This window comes from Kribbella sp. NPDC050281 (assembly GCF_040655855.1).
GTDB lineage: Bacteria > Actinomycetota > Actinomycetes > Propionibacteriales > Kribbellaceae > Kribbella.
Genome location: NZ_JBFAKS010000001.1, coordinates 289,587 through 311,432 on the forward strand (window position 1 = coordinate 289,587; position 21,846 = coordinate 311,432).

Genomic DNA, 21,846 nt, shown 5'->3' on the forward strand with positions numbered 1-21,846 from the left:
GTGCCGGGCCCGCCACCTGGAAGGCCCGGCACCTGATTCAGACCGTTGCCTTCTGCAACGAGGCGGGACGGGCCAGACCGTAGTGATCGCGCAAGGTCGTGCCCGTGTACTCGGTGCGGAAGAGGTCGCGGGCCTGCAGGATCGGGATGACCTCGTCCACGAACGTGCTGAGGCCGGACGGAAGGACCGGCGGCATGATGTTGAAGCCGTCGGCCGCGCCCGCCTCGAACCAGTGCTGGATCGCGTCCGCGACCTGTTCCGGCGTACCGGTGAAGGTCCGGTGACCACGCCCGCCACCGAGCCGGCCGATCAGTTCGCGAACAGTCAGCTTCTCGCGACGGGCCAGAGTGACGATCAGCGTGTAGCGGCTCTTCGCCCCCTCAATCTCGTCCTCGTCCGGCAGGTCGGCCGGGAGTTGCCGGTCGAGCGGCAGGTCCTCCGGCGCCACCCGCAGCGTCTTCGCCAACTGGGCCCGCGCGTACTCCGGCCGGATCAGCTCGTCCAGTTGACGTTCCAGCCGCTGCGCCTCATCGACCGTGCCGCCGATCACCGGAACGATCCCGGGCAGGATCTTGATCGTGGACGGGTCACGCCCCAGCGCCGCCGTCCGCGCCTTCAGATCCTGGTAGAACGCCTGCGCGTCCTCCAGGGTCTGCTGCGCGGTGAACACCGCCTCGGCGTACCGCGCGGCCAGCCCTTTGCCATCCTCGGACGACCCGGCCTGCACGATCAGTGGACGCCCTTGCGGAGACCGCGGCAGGTTGAGCGGGCCGCGGACCTGGAAGTGCCGCCCGACGTGGTCGATCGGCACCACCCGGTCGTTGACCGCCCAGACGCCTTCCTCTTTGTCCGCGATCGCGGCGTCGTCCTGCCACGAGTCCCACAGCTTGTAGGCGACCTCGAGGAACTCCGCCGCCCGCTCGTACCGCTCCGCGTGCGCCGGCTGCTGCCCGAGATTGAAGTTCAGCGCCGCCTCCGGACCGGCCGTCGTCACGACGTTCCAGCCCGCGCGCCCTCCGCTCACGTGGTCGACGCTGGCGAACCGCCGCGCAAGGTTGAACGGATCGTTGTACGTCGTCGACGCCGTGGCGATCAGCCCGATCCGAGACGTCACCGCAGCAAGCGCGGTGAGCAACACGGTCGGCTCCAACGACCCGGCGGGCCGCCGGCCGACATCTCCGATCAGCACCGGCGAATCGGCGAAGAACACCGAGTCGAAGCGACCGCGTTCGGCGATCCGCGCCAACTCCTGATAGTGCTCCACCGACGTGTTCGCGAACGGATTGCTCTCCGGCAGCCGCCACGAGGCCTCGTGGTGCCCGGTACTCATCAGGAACGCGTTCAGATGCAACTGCCTGCTCACAACGAAACCCCCAAAGCGTCGAGAAGCCGCGCGCGGACCGCGGCGAATCCTGGATCGGCCGGACTGCGCGGCGCGGCCAGTTCGATCTGTTCCTGGGCCACCAGCCGGCCTTGGTCGAGCACGATCACCCGGTCGGCCAGCACGATCGCCTCATCGACGTCGTGCGTCACCAGCAGGACGGCCGGCTGGTGTGCCGCGCACAGCTTGCGCAGCAATGCGTGCATCTTCAGCCGGGTCAGCGCATCCAGCGCTCCGAACGGCTCATCCGCCAGCAGCAGCTCCGGCTCGCGCACGAGCGACCGCGCCAAGGCGACCCGCTGCTGCTCACCACCGGACAACTCGTTCGGCCAGGCATTCTCGCGCCCGGCCAGCCCGACCTCCTCGAGACTCTGCCGGCCGCGTTCAGCGGCGCCGTTCAGCCCGAGTACGACGTTCTCCAAGACTCTTGCCCACGGCAACAGCCGGGAGTCCTGGAAGACCACCGACACCTGAGCCGGTACGACGAGATCCCCGGTGCCGGCGACATCGGAGTCCAGCCCGGCCAAGGCCCGCAGCAACGTGCTCTTCCCGGACCCGCTCTTTCCCAGCAGGGCAACGAACTCACCCGGCGCGATGTCCAGATCCACCCCGTCGAGGACGGCGCGTTCGTCATAGCGGCGTACCAGACCTCGGACCTGGACTGCCGCGGTCAGGAGGCCAGTGTGCGGCGCCATGAGAGGGCCCTCCTCTGGATCAGGCGGACGGCGCCGTCGGAGAGCAGGCCGAGGACGCCGTACAGGACCAGGCCGACGATGATGATGTCGGTCTGTCCGTACGTCCGGGCCAGTTCCATCATGTAGCCGATACCGCTGGTGGAGTTGATCTGCTCGACCACGACCAGCGACAGCCAGGCGCCGGTCACGGCGAACCGCAGACCGAGCAGGAATCCGGGCAGCGCGCCCGGCAGGACGACACGGCGGATGAAGTCCCACTGCGACAACCCGACGGTCTGCGCGAGTTCGACGTACCGGCTGTCGATCGTGCGCAGGCCGTTGTGGGTGTGGATGTAGATCGGCACGAACACCCCGAGCAGGATGGTGACGATCTTCATCGACTCACCGATGCCGAGCCAGAGGATCAGCAGCGGCAGCAGGGCCAGTGACGGGATCGCCCGCTTGATCTGGATCGGTCCGTCGAGAAGCGCCTCGCCGACGCGCGACAGCCCGGACAGCAGTGCGAGGGCGACGCCGAGCACGATCCCGAGGCCGAGACCGATGAAGGCTCGCTGAGTCGAGGTCCAGAGGTTCGATTGCAGTCGACCGTCGGCGATCAGGTCGCCGGCCGTGGTGACCACGGTCCACGGCGCCGACAGCACTCGCTGGTCGAGCCAGCCGGTGGCCGACCCGATGCTCCACAGCACGAGGAGCAGCAGCGGTCCGAGAGCGGCGCCGAACCTGATCGGCTTGCCCGGTCCGAGCCGACGCCGCCGTACGACGGGACTTGCCTGCTCGGCGGTGCGCAGACCGGGCAGCGTCGTGGCGCTCATTTGGCCACCCCTGCCTTGATCGCATCCGCGGCGACGGTCTGGAAGCGCAGGTCGTACAGGTCCTTCGCCTGGATCACCGGGTTGCCGGTCTCCTTGGCGAGCAGGTCGATGGTCTCCTGCTGCCGTTCGATCGCATCGCTCCAGTCAGCGCTGATGTCCGGGTGGCCGGCGTTGTCGACCAGCCATTGGCCGTCCGACTCGGTCAGGCCCTGGTCCTTCACGTAGTACCCCTGGATCCATTCCTTCGGATGCGTGTCGATCCACTGCTGGGCGACGCCCCAGGCGGCGACGTACGCACGGATCGCGGCCGCCTTGCCCGGGTCCTCCAGCGACTCGGTCACCACGTACAGATGTCCGGCGTCGTCGCGTAGTCCGTGCGGGATCGTGCTCGCACCGTCCTTGCCGTACTTGGCCAGGTACCGCTTGATCTGTACGCCGCCGATCGGGGCGACGTCGACCTGCTTCGCGGACAGGGCGTTGGAGTACACGTCACCCGTGCTGGGCAACTCGACCAGCTTGACGTCCTCCTTGGACAGCCCGGCCTTCTTCAGCACCTTCAGCACCAGCGCGCCCTGCGCCTGACCGGGGCTGTAGGCAACCTTCTTCCCTCGCAGGTCGGCGAGCGTCTTCACGGTCACGCCAGGTGCGATGCCCAGCTGGTAGATCGGATGATCGAGCGGGTCCTGCCGGAACTTCGACGCGACGATCTTCACGTGCAGCCCCGTCCAGGTGGCGTGGATCGGAGGGATCTCTGCCACCGATCCGAGGTCGAGCGCGTGCGCCCGGAACGCCTCGGTGGTCTGCGGACCGCCGCTCAGGTTGGCGAACTGGACGTACTTCGACACCTTGTCGAACTGACCGGACAGCTTCAGCGCCACCTCGGTGGCCGGATCGCCGACGACGATCTTGGCGCCGTCCGGAACGGTCGTCGGCAGCGCGGCGTCCAGCGAGAGCGCCGCGCCACCGGCCTTCGCGGCACCACCGCAGCCGGCCAGCAAGGTGACGAGGGCTGCGGCCAGTACGGCGTACTTGTGGGTTCTAGGCATGGTGGGCCTTCGGGGTCGGAGTGGCGGTGACGTAGCGGCCGTCGTGGTAGAGCAGCGGCTCGTGCTCACGTCGTTCGGTGTGGGTCGCGAGACGGGCGACGACCAAGCAGTGGTCGCCGACGGCGAAGCGGTGCTCGACCTGGGCGCGCAGATAGCTCGGCGCCTCGTCGAGAACCGGCTCGCCGGTGTGCAGCCGCGACCAGCGGGTCGGCTCGCCGAAGCGGTCGATGCCGCTGGTGGCGAACCGGCCGGCGATGGCGTGCTGTTCGGCGGACAGGAAGTTGATCACCACGCTGCCGGCGGTGCTGACGGTCGGCCAACTGGACGCGGTGGTCGCGATCGCGAACGAGACCAGCGGCGGCAGCAGGCTGACCGACACCAGTGAGGTGGCGGTGAACCCGGCCGGACCGTGGCCGGCGTCCGCGGTGATCACCACGACACCGGCGGCGTGGCGGCGGAAGACGGAGCGGTAGACGTCGGCGTCGACGATCCGCTCCTCGGTGCGGTCGGGAACCACGGACAGGGCAGGACGGTTCAAGGCAGGAACAGACATGTCTCTCCCTCGGAGGCGGGACAGCGGCGACCGGTGGCGGGCAGCACGAAGCGGCCCGGCCGGGCGGAGTGTGGGAGGCGGATCAGCAGGCCTCGTACGGCGGGAACACCGCCGGGACAACGGGGGCGGGGGTCACCGACAGGTGGCGCTCGCCGTCCGGAGCAGATCGATGACGCGACGGCGGGTCAGCAAGGTCGTCGTCATGTCAACCATCTTCGCACCAATGTCTACTGGACTACTCGACAATCTCGAAATCCGGACCACCCCAAACGGAAGAGCGCGCACCGAGTCGTGGATCCGGGTCGGCAAATCGCCCGATCCCGAACTGCAATCCACGACTCGACGGCCCGCGGGGACCGGGCTCCCTCACATTTGGGGAGCGGGATGCGTTCTACTGTCGTGATGGCTCCGGAGAAGGTCTTGCTGCCACCGTTCCAGGCGCTTGTCGACGAGCACTGGCGAGACGTGGCACGGCTGGCGCGAGCCCTGGCAGGACCGGTGGACGGCGACGACGTGGCCCAGCGCGCGTGGGAGAAGGCGTTCGCCGCCTACCCCGGCCTGACGTCGGCGAAGAACCTGCGCAGCTGGCTCCTGACCATCACCGCCCGCTGCGCAACCGACCTGCACCGGGCGCGCAAACCACAAAGACCTCTGGACGAAGCCCCGCCGGTCGCGGTCGAAGGCCCGGATGCCGCCGACTGGCCGGATCCCGACCTCTGGCAGGCGGTCAACGAACTGCCCGAACGCCAACGCTTCGCCATCACGCTCAAATATGTCGGCGACCTGGACCACCACGGCGTGGCCGCCTCCCTCGACACCACGCCCGCCGCATCACGCCGGCTCGTCAGCGACGCGCTCGCGGCCTTGCGCAGCAAACTCGGAGTGAACGCATGAACGACCTCGAGAGCCGGCTGACCCGGTTCGCCATCCCTGACCTGAAACCACCCGTCCTCCCGGACGCCGACGTCGCCTACACCCTGCACGACACCCCGATCGGCACCATGCTGCTCGCGATCGCGAACGGCCGTGTGGTGGCCAGCTCCTTCGGCGACGAGGAGACCATGACGAACCGCCTGGCCCGCGCGGTGTCCCCGCGCGTCCTGCGGCAGCCCCGCGCCCTGGACGACGTACGACGGCAGCTCGACGAGTATCTGGACGGACGCCGGCACGAGTTCGAGCTGGAGGTGGATCTGGCCCTGGCGACGCCGTTCCAGCGGCTTGTGCTGACCGATCTTCCGCTGCGCACCAGCTACGGCGCCACGACGACGTACGGGCGGGTCGCGGGGGAGATCCACAAGCCGAAGGCGGCCCGTGCGGTCGGTACGGCGCTGGGCGCGAACCCCGTGTGCGTCGTACTGCCGTGCCACCGGGTGATCGGCGCGAGCGGTGCACTGACCGGATACGCCGGCGGACTCGACGCGAAGCGTTTTCTGCTGAATCTTGAATCGAAAAGCTGAGTTTTCCGGAATCGCCGGAGCGGGATTTACACTCGGAATAGAAAGGAGCAGATCCCCAGTGTGGAGTGGGGATCTGCTTCTTTGTTTTCCCTTGCCTGCAAGGGCTGGTGGAATACCTGACGAGTCAGTCAGTTGCCGGTTGATGGATCTCCAGGATGAGCCGGCGGCGGCCGCCCCAGTCCCGTTTGTAGACCGTGAAGTTCTCAATTCCGGCGGCCGCACAGAGCCGGCCGTAGCTGATTTCGTCGTGGATGAAGTGCACGCTGCTGGTGCCGAAGTGCTCGGTGGTGACGATCCGGTGCTCGGGACCCTGGCGCATCCCGTTGGCGATCTCGCCCGCCGTCGCAGGCCCCCAGGCCGGCCCCTCGATGATCGCCATCCCGCCCGGCTTCAGCACCCGGGAGATCTCACAGATCGTCGACAGCTGCTCCTCCTCGCCGAACAGTTCGTGGAACGCGGTCCACAGGCAGATCACCGCGTCGAACGAGTCCCACTTGTACGGCAGGTCGGTCATCGAGCCGATCGCCCAGTCGATCGACAGTTCCTCCTCGGCCGCCTGCGCCCGGCCGGCCTCGATCAGGTTCGGGGAGATGTCGAGCGCGCGCACGGTCTTGCCGGCCCGGCGCAGGGGCAGCGCGACCCGGCCGTAGCCACAGCACAGGTCGAGCACCGACTCGCGCTTCTCGAGCAACTCCTCGACGGCCTTGACGATCGCCGCGTCCCGCTCGGGCGTGGTACGCGCGGCCAGTCCTTCGGCCCCGAGTTCCGCGTACTCGGCCCGGCTACGCAGTGCGGAGTTCAGCATGACCGCAAGTATCCCGGTTACTCCGGGTCAGTTGTCCAGCGGCCGGCGCCCGATCCTGCCCAGCACCACCGCGGCCAGCATCGAGACCACGATCGAGGTGTACGTCGCTCCGAGCCAGGAGGGCACGGGCTGGTCGTTGAACAGCCGCTGCTGGACCTCGGTCCAGAACGGCGACCAGCCGGACACCGTGCCGGGGTTGACCAACTGGTACGAGACGAAGCCGATCAGCCAGGCGACGGTTGGTTGCCAGCGGAAGCGCGCCGTCCCGGAGACGTCCCAGTTCATCTTGCTGACCACGAAGAAGTCGGCGATCGCGACCGCGAACAACGGGATGAACACCGAGCCGATCAGGTAGAGGAACTCCGTGTAGTTGCCCAGGTCAACCAATAGTGCGAGCGCCGTGGCGACCACGCCGATAGCGACCGAGATCCACCGGCGGTCGATGTGACCGATCAGGTTGTGCGTGGCCATCGTGGTCGAGTAGACGTTCGCGTAGGCCTCGTCGACCTCGTCCACCAGCAGCACGAACAGCGCGATCGCACCGGCGGGCAGCGTGACCAGCGCGGTGATCACGTCCTCGCTGTTGGTCTGCAGGGTGGCGACCGCGAAGACGCCCAAGGCGTAGTACGCGATCGCGGCCAGGCCGTAGCCGAGTGCGGAGCCGGCGAACGCTGCCTTGTTGGTGCGCGAGTGCCGGGTGTAGTCGGCGGCCAGCGGCGCGAACGACACCACACCGGCGGCGGCCAGGTCGACGGCCGGCCAGAAGCCGAACACGCTGTCCTGCGGCAGATCGTGCACCGGCTTGCTGAGCACCTGCACGAACAGGTAGACCGACGCGATCAGCACCAGCCAGACCATGAACTTCCGCAGCACCTTCACGCTGCCCAGTGGTCGTACGGCCATCGCCGTGGCGATCACTCCCGCCACCAGGACGAACAGCCAGCGCCACCGCTCGCTGGTGACCGCGACCGCGGCCTGCGCGATGACGATGATCTCCATCGTTGCCCAGCCGACGTTCTGGGCGATGTTCAGCACGGTCGGCGCGATCGAACCGCGACGGCCGAACAGACCGCGCAGACTCGCCATCGCCGGTGCGCCGGTCTGCGAGCCGAACACGGCTGCGCCGCCGAGCACCAGGGCACCGATCCCGCAGCCGACGACGACCGCGAGCAGGCCCTGCGCGAGTGAGCCCGTGTACGCCGCCACCAGCGCACCGGTGACCGGGCCGAACAGCGAGATGCCGAAGTTCCCCCAGAGGGTGAACTGGTCCAGGAACCCGAGCGTGCGCGGAGAGTCCGTGGTGAGGACGAGTGGCGCCTCGGTCTGATCGGCAGGACGAACAACAGTACTGGTCATGGTGACCCGCTCCCTACGCCGGCATTACCCGGTCAGGTTCAGGCGGTCGGCGACCCGGCTGTGCTCAGCTCGTCGCCCTCTCAGCCCGCGCGTTCGGTGCGAGCTCCCGCAAGGATTGCTACCGCGTCAACGATAACGCGTCAGGCAGGATCCGGCGCGGCGGCCGCCCGCTGGATGAGAGCGGCCAGCTCCGGACCGTTGGTCACCACCGGCATGTGCGCGCCGGTCGGCAGGGTCCGCGCCTCACCGTGGCACAGCTCGGCCAGCCGTGCGACCCACTCGGCCGTGGACACCAGATCGTGCCGGCCGCGCACGATCATCACCGGCGCCCGCACCCTGCCGATGACCGCGCCCAGATCGTGGCGCCTGGCCGCCTCGCCGGCGCGCGCGATCGAGGACAGCGTCGTACGGGCGTACTGCGGGGTGACGACCCGGATCAGCCGTGGCGAATCCGGTACGGCGGAACCCAGCCAGCGAGCGGCCAGGTCCACCCAGCTCGACGCCCGGATGTCTCCGGTCGGTGCGACCAGGACCAGGGCGTGGACCAGTTCGGGGAAGGCGATCGCGGTCTCGACCACGATCTGGCAGCTGGCCGAGTGCCCGACCAGGACCGACCGCTCCCGGATCTTGTCCGCCAGCACAGTCCCGAGAGCCTGCGGACGCAGATCCTCCCTGGCACCGGCCGGTTCGCCGTACCCGGGCATGCTGACCAGGTGGTAGGGCGTGGTGAGGTGCTCGACGGTTCGGTCGTACGACGCCGGCCCGAGGCCGAGACCCGGGACCAGGACGACGGGGACGGTCACTCCCAGGGTGGCCGGTCCGGGCGGGCCTGGACGACCGGGTTGCCGAGCTCGGGTTTGAGTTCGCGGTAGCCGAGGGTGAAGCCGGCCGCGAGGATCAACAGGCCGAGGCCACCCCAGCCGTACGCCGTGGGCAGCCGGTGCACCGAGTCGTCGATCGCGCCCATGCCGGTCGACAGGATCATGATCAGCCAGATCAGGATCGGGACCATCGACACCGCGACCAGCAGCAGCCCGCCGAGCTCGACCGGATCCGGCTGCCGGCCGGCCCTCCGGCGGGCGAGCACGTCCCGGCCCCACATCCAGAGCGCGACCGCGCCGACCAGGAGCAGCAGGAGCTGGCCGATCGTGTCGATCACGTCGGTGCGCAGGGGGTGGTTGAGCGGCGAGCCAGGAGCCTGCGAGATCTCCCTGAGGGCAACCCGCTGGATCGAGATGACCAGCAGGCCGTAGACGCCGGCGATGATCGCGGCGAGCAGGACGACCCGGGCGGCGCGGGGATCGCGGGGCGCGACGGGTTGGTCCCGCCCGTACGTCGGCAGCTCATGCTGCTGCGGATGTGCGGGCGGGCCGTACGGAGTGCCAGGCCGGTAGTTCGGCGGCTGGTTGTACGGCGGTCCGCCGGAATCGGACTGCCCCTGCGGCTGACCCGGCCCAACGCCGCCGGGTGGGGCGCCGTACTGGCCTGGTGGGGAGCTGTAGGGCTGGGGCGGGGCGTAGTGGCTTTGCTCGGGGGCGCTCTGCGGTCCGGAGCCGAACGTGCCGCCGCCGTACGGGGCAGGTTTGGCGTACTGGTGGTCCTCGCCGGACTGCTCGGGCTCATCGCCCCGGCCGTAGGTCGGGAAATCCTGTGACGACATCGCTGCTCCCTCCCCTCCGACTCAGCTTCTCACGGACGGCTCAGGTTGCCTTGATCGTGGGCCACGCATTCGGCAGACAGCCGCCGAGGCCTTTGGTCTGCTGCATCATGACCGGTGCCGGGGTCTTCGCCTGGGTGCAGGTGGAGTGGCCGTGGCCGAGCGCGTGCCCGACCTCGTGGTTGACCAGGTAGTTCCGGTACAGGGCGACGTTCCCGCCGTACGCCGGAACCGCGTACACCCACCGCTTGGCGTTCAGGACGACGCGGTCGTCGACGCGGCAGGACACCTCGCCGCCGGTGTCGAGCGGCAGGCACAGCTTGTCGGTCAGGACCGGCGTGGCCAGGATGATCCGCAGGTCGGCGTCGACCTTGTCGGTGCGCTCGAAGTTGACCGGGTGGATCGCCTGCCAGCCGCGCGGATCGGTGAGCGTCTGGTGGATGATCGCGGCGACCGCGGCGCCGTTCAGCGACAGGCCCTGCTCGATCTCGACCCGGTAGGTCAATTTGTCCTTCACACCGCTGGCCTTGGCGAACCCTGGCACGACCGCGAGCCGGCCGGTGGAGACGGTGACGTTCGGCTTCGAGCTCTTCGGCTTCCGGGTCAGACTCGGTGCCGGGCGCAACGGGGTGGTGAACTTCTGCGTCGGTGTGGCGATCGGTGCCGGTGCGGGAGTCGCCACCGGAGTCGAGGCGACCGGAGTGCTGGTGCCGGCAACGACCTCGGCCGCGAGGCTCCGCCGGCCGGCGGCGTCCGGGTGCATGACCACCACGGTCCCGAGCACCGCCAACGCGGTCACCGAGAACCACTGCGCCTTGTGCGATTTCTTCCGGGTGTGACGGCCACCGCGCTTGCGGACACGCGCGTCCGCCTGCTGGCCAGTCCGCCCGGTGGTCATGACGATTCACCCTACAGAGCCAGCACCACTCCACGAAAGGGCAGATTCATGACTTGCAACACCAACGAACCGAAGGCGTCAGGCCGTGCGGGTGCGGAGGAACTTGCCGAAGTGGGGGACGGTGAAGGCGACGGTGCCGCGTTCGGCGGAGAAGACGAGGCCCTTCTTGATCAGGCCGTCGCGGGCCGGGGAGAGGGACTGCGGTTTGCGGTTCAGCGTGCTGGCGACCTCGGCGGTGGGGACCGAGCCGTCGTCGACGCCGATGCCGAGCTCGGCCATCGCGCGCATGTACTCGCGTTCGGCCGGGGTGGCGCGTTCGTAGCGGGAGCCGAAGAAGCCGACGGTGAGTTCGGCGGAGGCCTCCGGGCCCGCGACGGCGACGTCCTTGATGGTGATCGGCGAGGTCGGAGCGTGGTCCCAGGTGGCGTGCGCGAAGGCCTGGACGAAGTACGGATAGCCGTCGGTCTGGGCGTACAGCTCGTCCAGCGCCTCGTCGTCGTACTGGACGCCCTCGCTCTCCGCCGGGATCATCAGCGCGCGGTCACACGCGTCGCGGGCGAGACGGTCGACGCGGATGTAGCGGAACAACCGCTCGGAGTACGACTTGCTGGCGGACAGTACGGCGGGCAGATGCGGAAGGCCCGCGCCGACGACGACCAACGGCGCGCTCTGCTGGGAGATCTCGTGGCAGGCGGCGCACAGCGCGGACAGGTCGTCGGGACTGATGTCCTGCATCTCGTCGATGAACAATCCGACGCCGACGGACAGATCGCCGGCCAGGTCGGCCGCGTCGGTGAACAGCTCGATCAGATCCATCTCGAGGTCGCCGGAATCGGCACGGCCCTTCGCGGCGGCCACGTCGACCGGCGGATGCCAGCGGATGCCCTTGCGATCGTTGGCCGCGGTGCGCAGCGCGAACGCCTTCAGTACGGCGCTGAAGCTGTCGACCCGCTCGTCGTCGCGGTGCCGGTGGCCCAGCTCGCGCATTGCGGTGTGCAGTGCCTGCGCGATCGGCAACCGAATGCTCTGGTCCGGCCGGGCCTCGATCTTCCCGGTACCCCAGGCGCGCTTGATCGCCTGGCTGCGCAAGGTGTTCAGCAACACGGTCTTGCCGACGCCGCGGAGTCCACTCAGCACCAGACTCCGCTCCGGCCTGCCTGCCGCGACCCGTTCGAGTACCACCTCGAACTGCCGCACCTCGATGTCGCGTCCGGCCAGCTCAGGCGGCCGCTGACCGGCGCCGGGCGCATAGGGATTCCGGATCGGATCCATGCTTTCACTGTATGAGCGCGTCTAGCGTTTTCCTTAGATTTCGCTAGCAACCGCCAGAGCGTGTCGCGACCCTTGTCTACAGCTTTCTAGCAATTCCGCTAGAAACTCCTAGACCCGCCTAGCCAGCACGTCGTACAGATGCCAGTGCTTCGGCCCGCTCATCGCCCGCCCGTCGTACTCCACCTCGTCGAGGCGCTCCACACTCCACCCTTCCAGCAATCCCTGGACCTCTGCGTCGTCCTGAGCGGAGATCTCCGGCTGCTGTGCCCAGTCGTCACGCATCCCAAGCAACTGGCCGGCGAACACGCCGCCCGGCCGCACTGCCCGCGTCACCACCTCCCAGGTCTCCGCAAACCGTTCCGGCGGGGCGAAGAACAGGCTGAAGCCCGCATAGACGAGGTCGGCGACCGGAGGCCGCGCATCCCACAGGTCGCTGCGTTCCAGCGTCAGCCGTCGCCCGCTGCCGGCTCGGCGGGATACCTCCGCGAGAGCAGCCGCGCTCGAGTCGACGGCGTGGACCTGCCAGCCTCGATCGAGGAGGTCGAGGGTCTCGTTGCCGGCGCCGCAGCCGAGGTCGACCGCCGTACCAGGCTCGGTGAAGCAGGCGAGGGCCGCCTGGTGCAAAGGGCGGGGCGGATCGCCGGCGGTGAAGGCGACGTACGGCGCCCAGTCGGTGGAGTCGGGCATAGGGGGAGTCTTGCAGGCGACTGGGCCTGCGGGAGCACTATCGTCCTGTCATGGTTGGGCGGGTGGAGTGGGCTCGGCAGGCAGGTGCGCTGTACGAGCGGATGCATCAGCAGTACGTCGGTGGTGCGCGCAAGCTCGAGGCGCTCATCGACGAGCTGATCGGTGACGAGGAGGGCATCAACTACCTCAGCGCGACCGCCCGGGCGAAGGATCCGGAGTCGTTCCTGGACAAGGCGTCGAAGCCGCATCCGGACGACCCGGCCCGGCCGAAGTACGACGACCCGCTGAACCAGATCACCGACCTGGTCGCGGCCCGGGTGATCACGTTCCTGGCCGAGGCTGTGGACCGGGTCTGCGAGGTGATCGAGGCCGAGTTCGAGATCGTCGAGCACACCGACATGGGTGCGCACACCCGGGCGCAGGGTGTGTTCGGGTATGCCAGCAAGCACTACCTGGTCCGGCTGAACGCGACTCGCCGCGAGCTGCCGGAGTACGCCGTACTGAAGAACCTGGTGATGGAGATCCAGGTCCGGACCGCGGTCCAGCACGCGTGGGCGGAGTTCGAGCACGACATCCGGTACAAGCTGGACATCCCGCCGGGCCGCAAGCCGGAATTCGACCGGCGGTTCCTGCTGGCGGCGGCGCTGATGGAGCTGGTGGACAACGAGTTCACGGAGATCGACCGGCTGTACCGCGAGCTCGCGGCGGCCGAACCGGACAAGACCCCGCGCGACCTGACCACCGCGACGCTGACGACGTACCTGACCCGCCGCTACCCGGACGCGCCGCACGCCAAGACGAACCACTACACGTGGATCCTCGGCATCCTGGCCCGGCTCGGCGTCACCACCGAGGAACAGCTCACCGAACTCCTGACCGGCATCGACAGCTCCGCGGTCCAGGCCGCGATGACTCACCGCTTCCCGGCCGGCACGGTCCGCCGCCTCGACGACGACCTGCTGGCCGCGAAGGGTACGGCGTACGTCGACCTGTTCCCGGACGAGGAACGCCGCCAGAAGATCCTCCGCGGCCGCCTCAAGGCACTCACCCGCGCCGGGATCACCGAGTCCTGACCAGATCCTCCGCGACGGCCTCAGCGGTACGGCGGGCCCAGGCTCCGGTGGTGATGAGGCCGAGCACGAGGACGAGTACGCCGCAGCCGGCGATCACGAACCAGCACAGTTTGGCCGCGTCGACGAAGCCGCTCTCCAGCGTGCCCACCAGACGGGCGGTGAGGATCGTCCCCGCGATCGCCACCCCCAGGGAGGCACCGACCTGACGGCTGGTCGACGCGATCGCCGCGGCGACGCCGGCTTGGGAGCGCGGCATGCCGGACACCGCCGCATTGGTGATCGGCGCGTTCAGCATCCCGAAGCCCAGACCGAAGATCAGGTAGCCGACCAGCAGCATCTCGGTCGACGTGGTCAGACTCAACCGCGACAGCACCAGCCCGGAGACAGTAAGCATGCTGCCGGCAACGACCAGCGGCAGTCGCGGACCGCGGTGTCCGACGAGCCATCCGGACAGCGGTGCGAACACCACGGTCATCGCCGCCATCGGCAGCGTCAGCAGCCCGGCATGCAGCGCCGAGAACCCACGCACCGACTGCAGATAGAGCGAGTTCAGGAACAGGAATCCGGACAGCGCCGAGAATCCCGCGACCGCGATCAACGTCGCACCCGAGAACGGCGCACTCCGGAAGAACCGCGGCTCCAGCAACGGTTGCTCCCGTCGCCGCTCGTACAACACCAGAGACACCAAGGACACGACGGTCACCACGAAGCACCCGATGATCAGCGGCGAGGTCCACCCGGCCGACCGGCCCTCGATGATCCCGTACGTCAGCCCGCCGAGCAGCAGCACCACCAGGATCTGCCCGACCGGATCCATCCGCCGCGGCACCGCGGCCCGCGACTCCGGCACGAACCGCGCCGTCATCAGTACGGCGGCCACCGTCACCGGCACGTTGATCCAGAAGATCAACCGCCAGCCCGCTGCGTCGACGAGTGCTCCACCGACCACCGGCCCGACCGCCAAACTGAGCCCGACCACGCCACCCCAGACCCCGATCGCCTGGGCGCGCTCGCGTGGGTCGGTGAAGGTGTTGGTGATGATCGACATCGCCACCGGGTTGAGCATCGAGCCACCGATCGCCTGCAGCATCCGGAACAGGATCAGCAGGTCGATGGTCGGCGCGACTCCGCACAGCAGCGACCCGACCCCGAACACCACCAGCCCGGCCTGGAACGTCCGTCGCCGGCCGACCCGGTCCGCGGTCGAGCCGGAGACCATCAGCAGGCTGGCCAGCACCAGCGTGTACGCGTCGATGGTCCATTGCAGCTTGGACACCGAGGCGCCCAGCTCGGACCGGATGGACGGCAGGGCCAGGTTCACGATGGTGGAGTCCAGGCCGACGATGAAGAGGCTGGAGCAGCAGATACCGAGGATCAGCAACCGCCGCCTGCGCGTCAGTTCCTCCACCCGGCTCCCTCCGCCACCATCTACTTGAAGACTGTACAACTGTCGGCCGGGAGCGATTTCCGGTGGCCCAGCCCCCGGGACCGGCCCGGCCGAAAACGGTTGGCGAACTGTCGGCGGCCCCGCCTAGGCTTGATCCATTCGCCTGGTCAGGTGCCTTCTCATCCTTCTATGCCTCTTTGTGAGACGTCATGTCCCTGCGCCTCATTCCGTTCGCCGACCCGGGTGTGCCGGACACCCGGTCCGGTCTCCGACTCATCCTCTGGCTGGAGCACCAGCAGCTGCGCGGGCAAGCCCTCGCCGTGTTCTGGGGGCTGCTCTATTTCGGCGGTATCGCCGCCGCTCCGGTCGCCGTCGGTCTCGCCGTCCAGGCGGTGATCGACCTCTCCTGGCCCAAGCTGATCCTGGCCGGGGTGCTGCTGCTCGTGTTCGGCGCGGCCAAGGCCGGCGCCGACTCGTTCTTCCACCGCGCCGTGGTGACCAACTGGATCAGTACGGCGGCACGCCTGCAGCAACTGCTGTTCCGCAAGGCCGCGGAGCTGGGTTCGCTGCTCACTCGCCGGATCGCTGCCGGTGAAGTGGTCGCGGTGAGCAGCGGCGATGTCGAGAAGATCGGCTGGTTCGTCGAGGTGCTCGGCCGGTTCGCTGCCGCACTGCTGACGTGCTTCGCCGTGGTCATCGGGCTGCTGTTCTACGAGCCGCTGCTCGGCCTGGTGGTCGCCATCGCCGTACCGGTGCTGGCGTTCTCGATCGTCCCGCTGATGGGCCCGGCCGAGCGTCGCGCGGACGTGCAGCGCGCCAAGGGCGGCCGCGCGACCGAGCTGGCCGCGGACACCGTGGCCGGTCTGCGCGTACTGCGTGGCATCGGCGGCGAGCAGTTGTTCCTGGATCGCTACCGCGACGCCTCACAGGACTACCGCGCCAGTGCGGTCCGCAGTGCCCGGATGTGGTCGCTGATCGCGGCTCTCCAGGTGCTGCTGTTCGGACTGTTCCTGGTGGTGGTCGTCTGGATGGGTGTCCGGCTGGTGACGTCCGGCCGGATCACGGTCGGCGAGCTCGTCACGACGTACGGGTTCATCACGTTCATGCTGGTGCCGCTGCACACGTTCGAGGAGACGGCCAGTGCCTTCATCTTCTCGAAGGTGTCGGCCCGCCGGGCCGCGCGCGTGCTGGCGTTGCAGCGGACCGACGAGACCATGGGCACCGCCGAGGCCCAGCTGCCCGAGGGTGACCTGCTGGACCCGGTCACCGGTCTGCACGTGCCGGCCGGGAGCTTCACCGCGGTCGTCTGCGGTGACCCGGACGCCGGCGGCCGGCTGGCCGATCGTCTGGGCGGTCACAGCCCGGGCGCCGAGGACAACCAGGCGTCCGTGCTACTGGACGGCGTACCGCTGGACGACATCCCGTTGGAGTCCGCGCGGACCGTCGTACTCGTGCAGGACAAGGACCCGGTGCTGCTGTCCGGGACAGTGCGCCAGCTGTTCGACGTACCGGCCAGTGGAGCGGTCTCTCCAGAGACGGCACTCGACGCGGCGCAGTGCGAGGACATTCTCGACGTACTGCGGCAGACGCTGCCGGCTGGCGTGTCGGACCCGATGCAGGCCGTGCTGACCGAGCGGGGACGGTCCCTGTCCGGTGGGCAGCGGCAGCGAGTGGCATTGGCCCGTTCGCTGTACGTCGACCCGCAGGTGCTGGTGCTGGACGAGCCGACCAGTGCGGTGGACGCGCACACCGAGGCCCGGATCGCCGACGGTCTCCGGCTGCTGCGGGGCGGCCGAACCACTGTGGTGTTCTCCTCCAGCCCGCTGATGCTGGACCGCGCAGAGCGCGTGGTGTTCGTGCCGAAGGGCCGCGTCGAGGCGGTCGGGACGCACCACGAGCTGGTGCACACCAACCCGCGCTACCGCGCGGCGGTCACCCGTGAAGACGAGCCAACCTTCGAAGAGGAGTCCGCGTGAAGCGCCCCGAGTACGACCCGGCGGCGCCGCAGGAAGCGGCGCGGCTGCCGGTGGCAGGCAGCGCGACCGTGCGCGCCTATCTGAAGATCCTGTTCCGCCGGCACCGCCGTGCGTTCGCCTGGCTGACGCTGGTGAACACAGTGGCGGCGCTGAGCGGGATGGTCGGGCCCTGGCTGCTCGGCAACGTGGTGGAGAAGCTGTCGCAGGGCAAGAGCGACGTCGACCTGCCGTACGTCGTGGTCGGCTTCGTCTGCGCGCTGCTGGTGCAGACAGTGTTCGTCCGGCTGACCCGGTTGCGTGGCGCGGTGCTCGGCGAGGAGATGCTCGCCGACCTGCGCGAGGACTTCCTGGTCCGCGCGGTCGGACTGCCGCCGGGTGTCCTGGAGCGGGCCGGGACCGGTGACCTCCTGTCCCGGATCACCACGGACATCGACCGGCTCTCGCACGCGATGCGGGACGCCGTACCGCAGCTGACCATCGCGGTGATCTGGGCGGGGCTGCTGATCGGTGCGCTGATCATCACCGCGCCGCCGCTGGCCGTCGCCGTGGTGATCGCGATGCCGATCCTGATCATCGGTGCCCGCTGGTACTTCCGCCGGGCGCCGTCGGCGTACCGGTCGGAGGCCGCCGGGTACGCCGCGGTGGCCTCGGGCCTGGCCGAGACCGTCGACGCCGGCCGGACCGTGGAGTCGCATCGGCTCGGCGACCGCCGGATCAACCTGGGCGACACCCGGATCGGTCAGTGGGTCGCCTGGGAGCGCTACACGCTGTATCTGCGGATGATTCTGTTCCCGGTGATCAACATGACCCACACGGTCGCGCTGGCCGCGGTGCTGGTGATCGGTGGCGGCTTCGCCATCCAGGGCTGGCTCACCGTCGGCGCCCTCACCACGGGTGCGCTGTACATCCAGATGCTGGTCGAGCCGGTCAACATGATGATCCGCTGGTACGACGAGCTCCAGGTGGCGCAGGTGTCGGTGGCCCGGTTGGTGGGGGTCCGTGAGATCGAGGCGGCCGCGGCCGACGAGCAGGCCGAGCCCGAGGGCCGGCGGGTGCTCGCCGACGAGGTGCGGTTCGGCTATCTGGAGGGCCGCGACGTCCTGCACGGCGTGACGCTGACGGTCGAGCCGGGTGCCCGGGTCGCGCTCGTAGGGCCTTCGGGTGCGGGGAAGTCGACCCTGGGCCGGTTGCTGGCCGGCATCTACTCGCCGCGGCTCGGTGACATCACCCTGGGTGGTGCCGCCCTCGACAAGATGTCTGCCGAGCAGGTCCGCAGCCATGTGGCGCTGGTCAATCAGGAGCACCACGTGTTCGTGGGCAGCGTCCGGGACAACCTGCGGCTGGCCCGGCCGGAGGCGTCCGACGCCGACCTCTGGGCGGCGCTGCGCTCCGTCGACGCGGACGGCTGGGTCGCCGGGTTCGACAACGGGCTGGACACTGAGGTGGGTTCCGGTGGGATCTCGCTGACGCCGGCACAGGCGCAGCAGGTCGCGCTGGCCCGGCTGGTGCTGGCCGACCCGCACACGCTGGTCCTGGACGAGGCGACCTCGTTGATGGACCCGCGCGCCGCGCGGCACCTGGAGCGGTCGCTGGCCGGCGTACTGGAGGGCCGGACCGTGGTAGCGATCGCGCACCGGCTGCACACCGCGCACGACGCGGACGTGATCGCCGTCGTCGAGGACGGCAGGATCGTCGAGCTCGGCGGTCACGACGAACTGGTCGATGCCCAGGGCCCCTATGCGGCGCTCTGGCACTCCTGGCACGGCGATCGCTGAGGCCAGGCTCGGGGGCAGGCCGTTGCGCCTGCCCCCGGACCTGTCGCGTGTGAGGATGAACCTGTGCTGACAACGCTGTTCTCACTCCCGTCCACGACCGCTCTCGATGTGAACGACGAGGGTGCACTGCTCGTCCTGTACGACGGAAGCGGCACCCGGCAGGTGCACCACGTGGCACCGGACGGGACCTGGCGGGCGTTGACCGCATTGGACGACACCGTCCGCGGCGCACGGTTCGTCCCGGAGAGCAGCCAGGTCGTCGTCGAGCACGACGACGGCGGCAGTGAGCTCGGTCAGCTCTCACTGCTCGACCTCGACGAGCCCGGCCTCCCCACGTTGACCCCGCTCGTCCACGACCCGGAGTACGTCCACCACCTGGTCGATGCCAAGCCCGGCCGCGTCCTGTTCACCACGAACCGGCGCAACGGCACGGACTTCGACCTGGTCGCCCACGACCTCGGCAGCGACAGAGACACGGCCCTGTACGACGGCGGCGGCTGGGTGATGGGCGTGACCCCGTCCCCGGACGACAAGTGGGTGGTGCTGTCGCTGGCCAGCGCCCCGGCGAACTCGATCCAGCTCCTCCTGGTCGACTCCGGGACCCGGTCCGTCACCGAGCTCACGCCGTACGACGCGCACAACGACCAGGCGGCGGTGTCCTGGCTGCCGGACTCGACCGGGTTCCTGGTGTCGACGAACGCGGACCGGGACCGGATGGCCGTACGGCGGTACCACCTCGGCGATCGGGCGTGGCACGACGTACTCGTGGACGACTCCCGCGATCTGGCCGGCTGGGCCTCCCCCAACGGCGAGGACCTGCTCGTCGGCGTGCTGCACGACGGCGAAGTGTCGCTGGCCCTGCATCGGCTCGACGATGGCTCCGAGGTCGCCCCGGTCAGTCTGCCCGCGGGCGGTTGCGCCGGGCTGCTGATGCTGACGCCTGATCCGCACTGGTCCCCGGACGGCTCGTTCGCGGCGATCACCTACAGCTCGCCGGTCTGTCCGCCGACCGTGTTCCGCTACGTCCCGGCGTCCCGGGAGCTGCTGGAGGTGCGGCCGCCGGAGATGCCGGAGCCGCCGGCCCAGCTCACGCACCCGGAGAGCCTGCTGGTGCCGTCGTTCGACGGTGAGCAGGTGCCGGTGTTCGTGTTCCGGCCGACCGGCCCCGACCTGGGGACCACCATCGTCCACGTGCATGGCGGTCCGGAGGGCGCAGCGATGCGCAACTGGGCTCCGATCGTCTCCGCCCTCGCCGCCGATGGCCACACGGTCGTCGTACCGAACGTGCGCGGATCGGCGGGGTACGGGAAGCGGTGGTACTCGCTGGACGACCGGGAGCTGCGGTTGGACTCGGTGAAGGACCTGGCCGCGATCCACGCGTGGCTGCCGACGATCGGCTCCAACCCGGAGCGGACAGCGCTGTGGGGTGGTTCGTACGGCGGCTACATGGTGCTCGCCGGGCTCGCGTTCCAGCCGGAGCTGTGGGCCGCCGGTGTGGACATCGTCGGGATCGCCTCGCTGGTCACGTTCCTGGAGAACACCTCGGACTACCGCCGCGCGATGCGTGAGCGCGAGTACGGGTATCTCGCCACCGACCGTGAGTTCCTGGAGTCCGCCAGCCCGTTGAACCGGGTCGACGACATCCGCGCGCCGCTGTTCGTCATCCACGGCGCCAACGATCCGCGGGTGCCGTTGTCGGAGACCGAGCAGGTCGGCGATGCGCTGACGAAGCGCGGCGTGCCCTGTCAGGTCCTGGTGTACGACGACGAGGGCCACGGCCTGGCCAAGCTGAAGAACAAGCTCGACGCGTACCCGCAGGCGTTGGCGTTCCTACGCCGGCATCTGGTCAGCTGAACAGCGGTGCGAGCGTTCCGGCCGTAGCGTCCAGCCGCGCCGGCAGTCCGAGCGGTACGGCGAGGTTCAGGTCCTCATGCCCGATCGCGGCCCCCTCGACCATCGGCAGACCGAGCGGCTCCAACCGATCGCGCATCACCGCGTTCACCAGGTCCGCGTCGTCCGCCCCGCTGAAGTCGCCGATCACCAACCCGGCAACTCCGGCGAACCAGCCAGAGCGGAGCAGCTGCGTCAGCAGCCGGTCCACCCGGTAGGCGTCCTCGCTCACGTCCTCCAGCACCACGATCCCGGTCGGCGGCGCGTAGGTCGGCGTACCGATGCTTGCTGCGAGCATCGCGAGGTTGCCACCGCGCAGCGGTCCTTCGGCAACGCCGCCGACCACAGTCCGCGCGCCTGCTGGCGCCAGAAGGTCAGTCACCTTCTCGGGCTCGAACAGCAGCTCGCGCAGCCGCTCCCGGCCGTCCGCAGCGCCCAGCTGCTCGACAGCGGCGGCCATCGGTCCGTGGATGGTGACTAGTCCGCGGGCGTTCAGCGGCTCGTGCAGCGCGGTGATGTCGCTGAACCCGATGAACCATTTCGGCACGGCCAGGAGATCGTCGAAGTCGACGTACTCGAGCATCCGCTGGACGCCGTACCCGCCGCGGGCGCAGAAGACCGCGGCGAAGCGTGAGTCCAGCCAGGCCGTCCGCAGGTCCTCGGCCCGGGCTTTGTCGTCGGCAGCCAGGTAGGTCAGCCGCTCATGCCCGGCCAGCACCGACGGCATCACCTCGACCTCGAGCCCCCAGGCCCTCAGGTACGCCGTACCCACCTCGAGCCGATCCGCCTGCACCCGACCGGACGGCGCCACCACCGCCACCCGGTCGCCCGCCTGCAGTTTCCCGGGCACCCGCAAGTCAGTCATCCGCGGAACGCTACCCCGCCCGACGCCACCCCCGCCCGTCCCCCTCCGATGGGTAGGCCCACCAGCCGGTGGGTTCGCCAACCGCACGCCGTGCGTCAACCCACACTCTCGTGGGTCAACCCACGAGAGGGGGCTACGCCGCCCCCTGCCCGCTCCGATGGGTGGGCCCACCAGCCGGTGGGTTGGCCAGCCGCACGCCGTGCGTCAACCCACACTCTCGTGGGTCAACCCACGACAGGGGCCCACGCCGCCCCACGAGCG

20 protein-coding genes and 1 riboswitch are annotated in these 21,846 nt (G+C 69.3%); of the genes, 6 read left to right on the forward strand and 14 right to left on the reverse strand.

Going from position 1 to position 21,846, the window contains the following annotated elements; genetic code table 11:
• Positions 1–37: 37 nt before the first annotated feature.
• The 5 genes from AB0I34_RS01510 to AB0I34_RS01530 are packed head-to-tail and all read right to left on the reverse strand — an operon-like array spanning position 38 to position 4,487.
• Positions 38–1,363 carry an LLM class flavin-dependent oxidoreductase gene (locus AB0I34_RS01510; protein WP_360437549.1) on the reverse strand — a complete coding sequence of 442 codons (1,326 nt, stop codon included), beginning with the start codon at positions 1,361–1,363 and terminating at the stop codon, positions 38–40.
• Positions 1,360–2,076 carry an ABC transporter ATP-binding protein gene (locus AB0I34_RS01515; RefSeq protein ID WP_360437552.1) on the reverse strand — a complete coding sequence of 239 codons (717 nt, stop codon included), beginning with the start codon at positions 2,074–2,076 and terminating at the stop codon, positions 1,360–1,362. The genes AB0I34_RS01510 and AB0I34_RS01515 overlap by 4 nt, the downstream gene beginning before the upstream one ends.
• Positions 2,052–2,888 carry an ABC transporter permease gene (locus tag AB0I34_RS01520; protein ID WP_360437555.1) on the reverse strand — a complete coding sequence of 279 codons (837 nt, stop codon included), beginning with the start codon at positions 2,886–2,888 and terminating at the stop codon, positions 2,052–2,054. The genes AB0I34_RS01515 and AB0I34_RS01520 overlap by 25 nt, the downstream gene beginning before the upstream one ends.
• The gene (locus tag AB0I34_RS01525; protein ID WP_360437558.1) at positions 2,885–3,934 is read right to left on the reverse strand and encodes an ABC transporter substrate-binding protein; all 1,050 of its coding nucleotides are present in this window, start codon (positions 3,932–3,934) and stop codon (positions 2,885–2,887) included. The genes AB0I34_RS01520 and AB0I34_RS01525 overlap by 4 nt, the downstream gene beginning before the upstream one ends.
• Positions 3,927–4,487, reverse strand: coding sequence for a flavin reductase family protein (locus AB0I34_RS01530; protein ID WP_360437561.1), 561 nt, complete (start codon positions 4,485–4,487; stop codon positions 3,927–3,929). Before AB0I34_RS01530 ends, AB0I34_RS01525 begins: the two co-directional genes overlap by 8 nt.
• A 384-nt stretch (positions 4,488–4,871) precedes the next feature.
• Here AB0I34_RS01530 and AB0I34_RS01535 point away from each other — a divergent pair, with 384 nt between their 5' ends.
• Positions 4,872–5,381 (forward strand): sigma-70 family RNA polymerase sigma factor, encoded by a 510-nt coding sequence (locus AB0I34_RS01535; protein WP_360437563.1) that lies wholly within the window; start codon positions 4,872–4,874, stop codon positions 5,379–5,381.
• Positions 5,378–5,944, forward strand: a complete 567-nt coding sequence (locus AB0I34_RS01540; protein WP_360437566.1) for a methylated-DNA--[protein]-cysteine S-methyltransferase — start codon at positions 5,378–5,380, stop codon at positions 5,942–5,944. The genes AB0I34_RS01535 and AB0I34_RS01540 overlap by 4 nt, the downstream gene beginning before the upstream one ends.
• A 124-nt stretch (positions 5,945–6,068) precedes the next feature.
• Here AB0I34_RS01540 and AB0I34_RS01545 read toward each other — a convergent pair whose 3' ends face one another.
• The 7 genes from AB0I34_RS01545 to AB0I34_RS01575 form a co-directional block, all read right to left on the reverse strand.
• Positions 6,069–6,749, reverse strand: coding sequence for a class I SAM-dependent methyltransferase (locus AB0I34_RS01545; protein ID WP_360437569.1), 681 nt, complete (start codon positions 6,747–6,749; stop codon positions 6,069–6,071).
• Between the two features lie 27 nt (positions 6,750–6,776).
• Positions 6,777–8,105 (reverse strand): cytosine permease, encoded by a 1,329-nt coding sequence (locus AB0I34_RS01550; RefSeq protein WP_360437572.1) that lies wholly within the window; start codon positions 8,103–8,105, stop codon positions 6,777–6,779.
• Positions 8,099–8,225, reverse strand: a riboswitch (TPP riboswitch). It overlaps the preceding gene by 7 nt.
• 20 nt (positions 8,226–8,245) lie before the next feature.
• Entirely contained in the window at positions 8,246–8,908 is a 663-nt protein-coding gene (locus AB0I34_RS01555; RefSeq protein ID WP_360437575.1) for an alpha/beta hydrolase, read from the reverse strand.
• The gene (locus tag AB0I34_RS01560; RefSeq protein WP_360437578.1) at positions 8,905–9,765 is read right to left on the reverse strand and encodes a hypothetical protein; all 861 of its coding nucleotides are present in this window, start codon (positions 9,763–9,765) and stop codon (positions 8,905–8,907) included. Before AB0I34_RS01560 ends, AB0I34_RS01555 begins: the two co-directional genes overlap by 4 nt.
• Positions 9,766–9,805: 40 nt before the next feature.
• Positions 9,806–10,660 carry a DUF3152 domain-containing protein gene (locus AB0I34_RS01565; RefSeq protein WP_360437581.1) on the reverse strand — a complete coding sequence of 285 codons (855 nt, stop codon included), beginning with the start codon at positions 10,658–10,660 and terminating at the stop codon, positions 9,806–9,808.
• 78 nt (positions 10,661–10,738) lie between these two features.
• A complete protein-coding gene (locus tag AB0I34_RS01570) occupies positions 10,739–11,932 on the reverse strand; it encodes an ATP-binding protein (RefSeq protein ID WP_131362408.1) in 1,194 nt (397 codons plus the stop codon).
• A 108-nt stretch (positions 11,933–12,040) separates the two neighbouring features.
• The gene (locus AB0I34_RS01575; RefSeq protein ID WP_360437584.1) at positions 12,041–12,619 is read right to left on the reverse strand and encodes a class I SAM-dependent methyltransferase; all 579 of its coding nucleotides are present in this window, start codon (positions 12,617–12,619) and stop codon (positions 12,041–12,043) included.
• A gap of 50 nt (positions 12,620–12,669) precedes the next feature.
• On the opposite strand from AB0I34_RS01575, the gene AB0I34_RS01580 reads away from it, so the two are divergent.
• The gene (locus tag AB0I34_RS01580) at positions 12,670–13,692 is read left to right on the forward strand and encodes a (p)ppGpp synthetase (protein WP_360437587.1); all 1,023 of its coding nucleotides are present in this window, start codon (positions 12,670–12,672) and stop codon (positions 13,690–13,692) included.
• On the opposite strand, the gene AB0I34_RS01585 is transcribed toward AB0I34_RS01580, so the two are convergent.
• Positions 13,679–15,100, reverse strand: coding sequence for an MFS transporter (locus tag AB0I34_RS01585; protein WP_360437590.1), 1,422 nt, complete (start codon positions 15,098–15,100; stop codon positions 13,679–13,681). The genes AB0I34_RS01580 and AB0I34_RS01585 overlap by 14 nt on opposite strands.
• A gap of 188 nt (positions 15,101–15,288) precedes the next feature.
• Here AB0I34_RS01585 and AB0I34_RS01590 point away from each other — a divergent pair, with 188 nt between their 5' ends.
• The 3 genes from AB0I34_RS01590 (at position 15,289) to AB0I34_RS01600 (ending at position 20,684) form a co-directional block, all read left to right on the forward strand.
• Positions 15,289–17,055: an ABC transporter ATP-binding protein gene (locus AB0I34_RS01590; protein WP_360437592.1), complete on the forward strand. Its 1,767-nt coding sequence runs from the start codon at positions 15,289–15,291 to the stop codon at positions 17,053–17,055.
• Positions 17,052–18,830, forward strand: coding sequence for an ABC transporter ATP-binding protein (locus AB0I34_RS01595; RefSeq protein ID WP_360437595.1), 1,779 nt, complete (start codon positions 17,052–17,054; stop codon positions 18,828–18,830). The genes AB0I34_RS01590 and AB0I34_RS01595 overlap by 4 nt, the downstream gene beginning before the upstream one ends.
• Before the next feature lie 63 nt (positions 18,831–18,893).
• A complete protein-coding gene (locus tag AB0I34_RS01600; protein ID WP_360437598.1) occupies positions 18,894–20,684 on the forward strand; it encodes an alpha/beta fold hydrolase in 1,791 nt (596 codons plus the stop codon).
• On the opposite strand, the gene AB0I34_RS01605 is transcribed toward AB0I34_RS01600, so the two are convergent.
• Positions 20,677–21,585: an LD-carboxypeptidase gene (locus tag AB0I34_RS01605; protein ID WP_360437601.1), complete on the reverse strand. Its 909-nt coding sequence runs from the start codon at positions 21,583–21,585 to the stop codon at positions 20,677–20,679. The two genes, AB0I34_RS01600 and AB0I34_RS01605, sit on opposite strands and share 8 nt — an antisense overlap.
• Between the last annotated feature and the right edge of the window lie 261 nt (positions 21,586–21,846).